Genomic DNA, 10,275 nt, shown 5'->3' with positions numbered 1-10,275 from the left:
ATCATATTCATGTTCATCAAGTCAGGTCGTTCCTCTCTTCCACATATCTCCATGTGAAATTTCAGGATTGCTATGGAATTCGTCGACAAATACGCTGTTTAGGGACTTTCACCCCAGTATTGGAACTTGCCCCATCATACAATACAGTAAGCAGACTAAAACCTGCCCCCTATAATCTTTTACCTTTCTATGCTATTATCCTTTTTCTTCTTTTCATCCACTTTCATATCCCCTTTAGTCTTAAATTCCTTTAATTTCCCTAGTGTTGATGCTTTTGCTTTAGTATGCTCTTTAGCTTTTAATAACTTTGCAGAGTATACTTTTAGACTTGTGTATTCCTTATTATCCTTTCCCATACTTTTCTTTTCTTTGCCAAATAGGTGTACAAAATCTCCTTTTTTCAAATTTTTTACTTGATTGATTTTGTCATTATAGGCGTAGCAGCTGATGAATTTTGCATTTCCTTCCTTGTCATTTTCAGCAATAGAAAAGGAGGCTACTTTAAAGTCCCTTCCATCTTTTGATTTTAAATCTTTAATTTCTATATCAGTTGCTATATTTCCATCTATATTTAATGTATCCTTTTCTTTATTATCTATATCTTTCATTTCTTTATCTCCTTGTTCTTGATTAGCTTCTAAGTTTTCTTTTAACTCTTCTTCATCTATATATTCAATAAACTTTTCATCAATAAGACCCATAACTGAATCGTTCATATAATTATCATAGGCATTATTAAGAACATTTTCATTTTCTACTCCTGTTTCAAGAGATATAATACCTTTTACAAATTCTTTATGATTATATTCTGCTAAAAAATCTATTGTATTTTTCATGCTTTCAAAATTTGTATTTCCCATATTTGCTATTGTTTTTATATCACTTGCGTATCTAACAGAATCCCATTCATACTTTCCACTTTCTTTGTTAAACTCTACTCTTGTGGCTAAAATAAATTGCTTCCCGTCAAATAAGGTAGCTTGATTATCTTTCACATCCAATACCATAGTGTCCCCAAATTCAGTTTCAATTACATTTCCCTTTTTTATATTCATTTTTATTCCTCCATTTCTATTTTTATCTTTCTTATCTGTTAAATCTTTTATTTCTTCTTCCTTTCCATCACTAATAATAAATTGTTTTATTTCTTCAACTGTTGGATCATCAATTGTAGTCTGAATAAATTCAACTAATTTATCTTCTGAATCGGCAAAATTTTTAATTCCATATTCAACTATATTGTTGATTATTCTTTGAGTATTACCATCAAAAGAAAAATTTTCTCGAATAAATTCATTAAATCTATCTCTATCAAATTCCATATTCTTTGTCCTCTAATAATCTCATTTAAAGTTTTATCTGCCACATGGTTCACTATTATTTATTTCTTTTATATTATTATTTACTACTAAATTTCCCTTATATTCCTTTAATTTATCCATAATAGATGTTTTTTCTTTCCTTTCAAAATCTCCTATTTCCTGCACTTTACTATCTCTAAAGTCAGCATCATTTCTATCTATTATTCCATCTAAATCCATATCTTTAGATAATGGATCATAGAAGTTGCCATCATCATCTATTTCAAGTCCCATTACTTCTCTCAGTTTTTCTTCATTTACTGATACAAGCTCACTAAAATTCCAAAAGCCAATAGATGTCTTTATCTGTACTAGCTCTTTTAAATCACTTGCATCTAAGGGATCATAGGTGTATTGAAAGCTGTCAATTAGGTTCTTATCTACATAGGTGTTCATCTTGTAATTTATTAAATCTAAACTTACTTGTATTTCATGTTTTTCATCTGGTGTAGTTGTATAAGCTATTCCTATATCTGTTAAGTCAGGAAATATAGTATCAAAGTCCTCTAACCTGTTTTCTTCATCATATTCTCTGTTAAGGAAGTCTATCAATTCTTCCTTTACTTCTTCTAGTAATGGATTATCTTGGCTTATATTTTCACTTTTTCCCATATCTAGTAAATTATTTACTTCTGCAAGTCTTAGTGTCTTATCCTTTAAAAGTTCAGCTTGTGGAAATGTCTTTTGTATTTCAATTTTGGTTGTTTGAAATTGCTCTTCTGTATCTTTTAGTTTTGAAATTGTATTTTCTAATCTTTCTGGTAATTTATCTAATACATTATCCATTCTTGTTATATTACCTATTCCATCTGTTCCAAACTCTCCTCTATATTCTCCCTTACCTTTTAATATAAAGTTATATTTATTGAAAAAAGAATCATATTTTATGGATAAATCAAAATTTCTATATTCACCTATTTTTTCTCCATCTTTATCCATTTCCCTATATATTTTAACTCCCTTAATTTTGTTCAACAAAAACTCTCCAGCTATTTTCTTATCTATATACTTCTTTCCGTCAATAATTAGAGAGGTAAATTTATTATCTTCTTTTAAATTTTTATCTACTTCTCTATAAGGCTCAACATTTTTAATATCTTCCTTTAAGTTCTCTATCCTTTCTTTTAATCTTTCTATTTCCTTTGGATAAAATTTAACTACTTTATCTTCCAGCTTGTAAAGATTTGATTTAAAATTGGACTCTAGCATTTTAAGTTTAGAAACTTCAACATCAAGGTCCATCTTCTCCTTTATTAATGGATTTCCTGTTGCAAGAGCTTTGATTTCGGCATAGTTTAATGTGGCTTCGTCTACATCTTCTGCAACTCTTACAGGAGTCTTTGACGTCATAATTTGGGAAATATATTTTTGTTTATTCTCTAAGGTTTGGAATAGGTAGGCATCAAAAGTATTTTCTGTTACATATCTAAATATATGGACTTCCTTATTCTCATTTCCCTGCCTAACAATCCTGCCTGCCCTTTGAGAAAGATCAGCAGGTCTCCATGGTATATCAAGATCGTGAATTGCAATTAGTTTGTCTTGGGCATTAGTACCTGCTCCCATTTTCTGTGTTGAACCAAGTAAGACTCTTATTTCTCCTTTTCTTACCTTATCAAAGATAGCGTCTTTTTCCATATTGTTTTTTGCCTTATGAATAAATTCTATTTCATTTTCAGGTACTCCCATATCTATAAGTTTTGTTTTAATATCATCATAGATATTAAAATCATTACTTGGTGTAGACATATCACAAAATATTAATTGAGCAGATTTTTTATCTTTATATTTATCCCAAATGCTAAATACATTTTTTATACAGGTATTCACCTTACTATTAGGATCATCAGAAAGTAAAGGATTGATTAACCTTTGGTCAAGTGCCATTTTCTTTCCGTCATTTGTAATCAAAAGCATATTATCAACACTTGCATCTACCTGCTTATCACGAACCTTATCTGCTCTCTCGGAAAAAGTTTCAAGAATTTCTTTTTGTTCTTCGGTAGGCTTTGTTTTTATAGTTTCATAATGGGCAATTGGTGTAGGAAGATTTAAAACATCAACTGTTTTAATATCCATAAATCCTTTTACAGTATTCATAAGTTCAGGAAGATTATAAAATTTTGCAAATCTGGTTTTGCTCCTATAACCATTACCCTCAGGATTTAATTCTATTGCCGTTATTGTTTCTCCAAAAGTAGACGCCCAAGAATCGAAATGTTGCAATTTCATCTTTTTTAATTCATCATACTGTAAATATCTCTGCATGGTATAAAGTTCAGCCATACTGTTGCTTACTGGTGTACCTGTGGCAAATACTAATCCTTTATTATTAGTTATTTCATCCATATAGCGGCATTTCATAAGCATATCTGATGATTTTTGTGAATCTGTAGAAGTAATTCCTGCTACATTCCTCATTTTAGAAAATAGATAGAGGTTTTTGTATGCGTGGGCTTCATCTACAAATAACTTATCTACTCCCAGTTCCTCAAAGGTTACAACGTCATCTTTCTTATAATCAGCATTTAGTTTTTCTAACTTTGTCTCTAATTTTTTCTTTGTTTTTTCTAATTGCTTTACAGTAAATCTTTGATCCCTTTCTCTCTTATATTCATCTATATAGTCAATGATTTCATCAATTTGACCTTGCAATTCATATTCTTGTCTTTCTTTTGATATAGGAATTTTTTCAAATTGACTGTGCCCTATAATAACAGCATCAAAACTTCCTGTAGCAATACGACTACAAAATCTTTTTCTTCTATCTGGTGTAAAATCTTTTTCTGTAGCACATAATACATTAGCTCCTGGATAAAGTTCATTAAATTCTCTTCCAAATTGCTCTACAATGTGGTTAGGAACAACAAACATTGACTTATTACTCATACCAAGTCTTTTTGACTCCATGGCTATACCTATCATTTCAAAGGTTTTTCCTGCTCCTACTTCATGGGCAAGTAAAGTATTTCCACCAAACAAACCTCTTGCTATGGCATCTTTTTGATGTGCTCTTAATTCTATTTCAGGATTCATTCCTTCAAAAGTAAGATTAGATCCATCATATTCCCTTTGTCTTATGGAATTGAATCTTTCGTTATAATCTTCTACTAATCTATTTCTTCTTTCCACATCATCAAATATCCAGCTTTTAAATTCTTCTTTTATCATCTCTTGCTTACTTCTTGCAAGCATTGTTTCTTTTTGATTAAGCACAGATTTTTTCTTTCCATCACTGTCTTCTACTTGGTCAAATACCTTAGTATCTCTTAAATTTAAAGTATCTTCTATCAATTTGTAGGCATTTACCCTATTTGTACCATAGGTAAAAGAAGCAAGGTCATTGTCCCTATCAGAGCTTTTTCCTTCAACTCTATATTCTCCTGTAAAGTCAGAATACTTAATATCTATATTCCACCTTGATGAAACTGGTGTTTTCAACAAATCAAACATAAATTTTTTGTAATCTTGTTCCGGTATCCATGTTGCACCCATTCTAACTGTAATCTCACTTGCATCTAGTGCTTTAGGCATTACTTCCACTAGCTTTGCTTTTTGAAAATGTAACTCTTCTAATTCTTTTTTTAAGAGTTTACTATCCTCTAGATTTTCTTCCTTTCCTAACTCTTTTTCGATGTTTTTAATATAAGAGTCTACAACTTCAATTTTATCTCTTATATTTCCTGACAAGTATTCATCAGCACTTACGTAAGGTCTTGAAAAATCTCCTAGCTCATTAGCAGACTTAAATGGATTTATATCATTAGGTTCAAAGGAATCTAAATTTAAAAATATTTCTCCCTTTAATTCTTCTATTAATTTATCTCTTGTTTTTCCTGTCAATTCTTCCATATAATCAAAATTTATTTTACCTTTTTGACTAATAGAGAGTACCAGAGCATCTATTGCCCTATCTGTATGATCTATTATTACAGCTTTTTTTATAGTTCTCTTGTTAAAGATGTCAGATTTTCCTATAAAGTTGCCTTCTTTATCTAATTTTTCCAAAGTTGAAATTAAAGAAAAATTGGCATCTTCTCTAAATAACTTTTTATTGGTTTTTGAATTTAGTCTTCCATGTTTGCTATTGAAATCATCGTAGAATTTATTTAGATTTTCTTGTTCTTTTTTTATCTCTTCATCTGAATAGTCTTCTCTTTGATAGGTTATAACTTTCCTTAGACTTTCATTTAATCTTAAATATTTTTTTACCTTATCTTTATCCTTTTGGTTTAAGGATATTCTTTGCATAATTGAATTTTCTCTAAAATATATTTCATCATCCACTAAAGCAAAAGAATAGTTTTTAACACTATCATCAGCTGGTATTGTTTCTTCTCCTAAATCATCATTTATTTGAGCTTCTTCATACCTACCTTGGATATTTTTAATGGCTTTTTTTAGTCCTTCTTCTAAAGAAATATCTTTATTTTCAATACATGCAAGGCTTGTCCCAAATCTTGACGGTATTTCTTCCATAGTCCCTATTACCATCTGAGGATTATCTACAAAGTATTTATTATATATTAGTCCTTTTGCATCTTTGTCTAGCTTTATCCAGTCTTCATCTATCTTTAATAGCCTATTTCTCTTTTTTAAAAAGATTATATCTGAAGTTACTTCTGTTCCAGCTACCCCTTTAAATGTAGTATTTGGCAGTCTTATTGCTCCTAAAAACTCTGCTCTTTCCGATATATATCTTCTAACATCTTCACTTTTTTTATCCATTGTTCCTGAAGATGTTATAAAGGCAATGATGCCGCCATCTCTAACCTTATCTAAAGTTTTAGCAAAAAAATAATCGTGAATTAGAAAGTTATTTCTTTCGTACTCACGATCTGCTACTTTAAATTCTCCAAAAGGAATATTTCCTATGGCCACATCAAATAGGTTATTAGAAAAAGAAGTTTCTTCAAAGCCTTTTATTTGGATATTGGCATTAGGGTAAAGTTCTTTGGCAATTTGTCCACTAATGCTATCTAATTCAACTCCATAAAAGTTTGACTCTTTCATTTCTTCAGGTAGATTTCCTATAAATCTCCCTGTCCCAGCACTTGGTTCTAATATATTTCCTATTTCAAATCCAAGATTAGAAAGACTTTCATAGATAGCGTCTATAACTACTTTCGGCGTATAAAAAGCTGTTAAGGTTGATTCTCTTGCCCTATTATATTCTTCCCCAGTTAGATTTTCTTTTAAAAAGTTTCTTGCATCAAGCCATTGACCTTCCTTTTCTTCATCAAATACATCAGAAAGTCCTCCCCAGCCGATATATTTTGCCAAAATTTCCTGTTCATCTTTTCTTGCACTTCTATTTTCTTTTTCTAAAGCCTTTAAGACATTTATAGCTTCAATGTTGTTTTTTAATCTCTGTGAAGGTGGTAGGATTTCTTCTTCATTAATAATTTTATAGTTTTCTAAAGAAACTTCAGAAACACCTTCTATATTCTCTCTATCAGTCCTTATTAAATCATTATTTTCTTTCCATTCCTTATATTCTTCTAACTTCTTATCAATAGTTTCTTTTCTATGAGTGGTTAATTTCAATGAATTACCATCTCCGTCAATTTTGTCAATTCCTTTGAGGTAAGAAAAAGGTAGAGTAAATTCCCTATGATTTTTTGGATTAGATGAACTATATACTAAAAATTCTTCCTTTTCATTATCAACACTTACTATAAACTGATCAGCAACAAGAGAAGATTTATTATTTATTACATCAAGGCTTTTATATAAGAGCCTTGAATTGTCTTTTTTAACTTTTTCTTCGTTATTATTGTCAATATCTTCAAAGCTAATTTGTTCTACTAATTCCTCTTTATCGATAGATTGTTTTTTACTTAATTTATCTTTTTCACTAGATTTATATTCTTCTAAATCTTCCTTTCTTACAAAGATATTAGAAACAGGTCTTTCTCTACTATATATTACTTCAGTAATACCACTCTTATCTATTGTACTTAAAGCTAATCTACCCATTCCAGCTTCATTAAATTCATTTTCTTTAATTAAATATTCCTTATTTCTAAATTGAACTGGTAATCCTAAAAGACTATAATCTTCTATTTCTAACGGAATTAATTCCTCTTTTTTTATAACTTCCAAATCAAGATCTTTGTAGTCATTAAAAAGAATTATTTCACTTCCGGTAATAAAACCATTCATTAGTCCTGTGCTATCTTCTAGTTCTATAGTTTTAGGACTTGTAGTATCGTTAATGGCAGTTATAGTGTATTCTTTTCCTTTGTATCTAACATTCATACCTTCTTTAAATGGATTTTCTTCTTGCCTTGTTCTATCATTTTCAATTTGCTGATTTAAATATCCATTTAAAAGCACTTCTCTATGTTTATCATCAAGTAAATAAGGTAAGTTACTTAATATGTCCTTATAACTTTTATATTTTATAGCTTGATTAGAATTTAAAATATACCCATTGTATCGTAAATTTTGTTTAAGAGATTTTCCCTTAACATCTAAGATTAGCTCTACCTTATACCCTTCTTTTCCATCTATAATATTTTCTGGTTTTTTTAATAATCCATCTTCTATTTTCTTTGACAGTAGTAAGTATTCTTCATCTTGAGGATCAAAATAGTATTCTCTTTTTTCTTTGATATCCTTATCTATTAACATGGAAAGAACTTGTTTCTTATCTCTTATTTCTTCAATTTTGGATTTTTCTTCTTGCGATAAATTTATATTAAAAGTGATTTTATTTTCTTCATTTATATGTGCTAAATTTTGATATGCTCCATTGATTTCAAGATTTTTATTAAAAACATATATATCATTATAATAATCTGGAAATTGCTGATTAAAGCTTTGAACATCTATATCATAGCCTTCCTCAAATTTTGTAACTTTATCATCAGTAATTTCAAATAAACCTTCCCTTTCCAATTCTAATACATCATTTAAATTTGTAAGATTTGCTTCTTTCATTTTGGCAGTAATTTCATCAAACAAACTGTCTATTTTTTTGCTATCTTCAAAAGATTTCCCTTTATATAAAGTATAGATCTTTCCTTGTGAGTTTTCCTTTCTTGGATAAACTCTAATTCCTGTTTCTTCTAATTCTATATCCTTTGTTTTATATTTATCTACTAAAGCATAATAAAATCCTACTTTTACTGCTATTTTATCTTCTACAATCTCTTTTGTTAATTTTTCTTCTACTTCATTTCTTAATACTTCTAAAGCTTTTAAATCGCTTTCTTTAAAGGAATGTGAGAATAGTTTTAAGTCCTTATCAAAATAGGCATCATATGAATAATATATTATTTGATTATGGTTATTATCATATCCACTGGAAATATCTTTTATTTTTAAATATTTATTATCCTCTGTTCTAACTATATCTCCCACTTTTATAGAGAGTATCTCCTTATCATCTTCTATATTGTTTTCATGTGAATTATTTAAATATTCTCTATATCTATTTTCTATTCTAATAGCTAATTCTTTAACCTTATCTATTGCCTTCATATCATCCGGAAGATTTCCCTGTTTATCGGCAACTTCTCTCATGATTTTTACATATTCTCTTTGGAATACAGAGTTAAAACTTGCTAAGGTATTATTTCCTAAGTTTTCTCTTGCCTTTATAATTTCATTTTCTAAAACTTTATCCTTAACTAATACATCAAAAATTCTATCTTCAATTTGATTTATTGAAATTATTTTTTCATCTATCTTATTTCCTTCTATAGTTTGATTAAGTTCTATCTGACTTTTTCCTATTTGTTCATAAAGAAATTCAAAGTCTCTTTGGTTGATCTCATTTCCATCACCTATGTCTATCTTATAGTGATCAACTATTTTCCCATCTACTATATGGTTAAAATAGAATTTGGAATACCCCTCCCACTTATCAGTCATCTGCCCATATTCATCTTCTCCTAAGGTCTTATTATGAAGTCTTATCTTTTCATCTATTTCCCTTATTTCATCTAATAGTTCTTTAGTCAGCCTTTGTCCTGCATAATCTTTTTCTATTAGACTTGAACCCTCATTAAACTCAATTATCCAATAATCATCTTTTCTATGGCTATCTAAATCAAAACCTATATTCTCTTTATTTTTATTAGGATAAAATTCCTTAAATTCTTCAAAACCATTTACTATATCATCATCTATAACTTCTTTGTTAGAATTAACTACAATATTTGGAATATCATCATATCGACTTTGACTTTCTAAAAGGTAATATTCTCTTCCTTCTATTTCTTCCTTTTCTTTAATATAAAAAGTGTCATGTATTCCCTCAAGAATAATTCCATCGTCTAACTGGTCTAATGGTATATCTAATTGTTTTTCAAAGGCTATGGAATATATTTCTTCTTTTAAAAAGTTTGGCATAAATTCATCATAAATGATAAGTTTTCCATCATCACCTATACTTGCTACAGACTGTCCTTGATAATAATATATAGAACTATTATTTGTTCTTTCTATATATACATCATTATCAGTTGGAGGCAAATCATCTTGATAATTTATATACTCCTGGCTTTCTTTTTCTGTTTTATTTATTTCCTGATCTGTTTTTTTCTTCCTATTTTCTTCAAAACTTTCTTCATCTATATATCTATTCTTTTTAATAAGGTCATTAATTCTTCTTGCAACATTAGACCAAGATAGTAGTATTTCTTTTGCATTACCTTTATTATATTTTATTCCCTTCGCATCGTGCCACTCACCACTTTCTCTTGCAGCAGATAGTGCATGAGAACTTCCACCTACGCCATATTCATTTTTCAAGAAATCTGCTTGTTCTTTTAAATCATGCTTTTCAGTAAAAAATTCATATATTCTTTTCTTTCCATCAGAAAACCCGCTTCCTCTTTTTAGGCTTTCATCTATTTCATCTTGTGTTATAAAACTCTGAATAGGTGCAATATCCTTTAAATTT

General features: G+C 29.1%; 2 protein-coding genes. Both read right to left on the bottom strand.

What is annotated here, in order from left to right; translation table 11 throughout:
• Positions 1–179: 179 nt before the first annotated feature.
• Positions 180–1,322: a hypothetical protein gene (locus tag C7381_RS01610; RefSeq protein ID WP_022620871.1), complete on the bottom strand. Its 1,143-nt coding sequence runs from the start codon at positions 1,320–1,322 to the stop codon at positions 180–182.
• 33 nt (positions 1,323–1,355) lie between these two features.
• Positions 1,356–9,722 (bottom strand): SNF2-related protein, encoded by an 8,367-nt coding sequence (locus C7381_RS01605; protein ID WP_407653965.1) that lies wholly within the window; start codon positions 9,720–9,722, stop codon positions 1,356–1,358.
• Between the last annotated feature and the right edge of the window lie 553 nt (positions 9,723–10,275).

The sequence above is a fragment of the Ezakiella coagulans genome (assembly GCF_003096635.1).
Lineage (GTDB): Bacteria > Bacillota > Clostridia > Tissierellales > Peptoniphilaceae > Ezakiella > Ezakiella coagulans.
The sequence above is the reverse complement of the archived record's forward strand: the minus strand, read 5'-3'. Positions and strand labels throughout refer to the sequence as shown.